General features: G+C 37.2%; 1 protein-coding gene and 1 pseudogene. One reads left to right on the forward strand and one right to left on the reverse strand.

Going from position 1 to position 790, the window contains the following annotated elements:
* Positions 1 to 88 precede the first annotated feature (88 nt).
* Positions 89 to 394, forward strand: coding sequence for a hypothetical protein (locus tag ACMZ6U_RS10580; protein WP_416108369.1), 306 nt, complete (start codon positions 89 to 91; stop codon positions 392 to 394).
* Between the two features lie 36 nt (positions 395 to 430).
* On the opposite strand, the pseudogene ACMZ6U_RS10585 reads toward ACMZ6U_RS10580, so the two are convergent.
* Positions 431 to 721, reverse strand: a pseudogene (locus ACMZ6U_RS10585) (pyruvate oxidase); the annotation flags it as partial.
* Between the last annotated feature and the right edge of the window lie 69 nt (positions 722 to 790).

Here is a 790-nt window from a genome sequence, read left to right on the forward strand (position 1 = left end):
CCTAACTTAATTTTACAAATGAGGAGTCATAAACAAACCTTCTTCTGTTTCAAGCTTTTTTTGTTAAACTATTAGAAAGGAGACTTATATGACATACGAATTTTGCTTAGAATATGGGACCTATCCTTTAAAGGATATGCGAACTAACCTTGATGAGAAAAATGAAGTACCTGATTTTTTCAAGGACAATACAAGGTTAGTGGAAAAACTAGACCGTCTCAACGACCACTTTCATCAACTCTTTCTCGTTATCGAATCCCAATTCTTCTTTGTAGGACACGATAAACCAGAACTCTTAGAATTGGTCAAAAAAGAACATGCTGAAATTGTATCAATTTTAGAAAAAGACTATCCAGACGAAGATATTACAGTAGAACGGTTTTATTGGGAATAAAAAACCAGGATTTCTCCTGGTTTTTAGTGTTTATGCTTATTTGATGTATTGTGACACAAGGCCTTCTGCTTCTAAGAATTCGCGGAATTGTACCAATTCTTCAGCTTCGTATTTAGCTTTGAAGTCAGCGATTTCTTGTTCTGAGAAGAGTTTTGAATCCAAGGTCATCACTGGAGCTTCTACTGGGATTGGACGATCTTGTGTGAGGCGAGCATCAATGACAATAGTACGACCAGCTTTGTTAAGCTCAACAGCTTCTTTCATGACAGCATCCATATCTTCAATGCGGTCAACACGGAAACCTACAGCACATTGTAGCTTATCTATGACGTCATCTAATGTCTTAAAGGCTCTATTTTTAAACCCACACTTACGTATCTCGGCCCAAACTTGCTC

The sequence above is a fragment of the Streptococcus pluranimalium genome, assembly GCF_047785745.1.
GTDB lineage: Bacteria > Bacillota > Bacilli > Lactobacillales > Streptococcaceae > Streptococcus > Streptococcus pluranimalium_B.

What these genes read in the sequence shown, in the direction of transcription:
- ACMZ6U_RS10580 (WP_416108369.1), top strand. Translation starts at nt 89, where the DNA reads ATGACATACGAATTTTGCTTAGAATATGGGACCTATCCTTTAAAGGAT.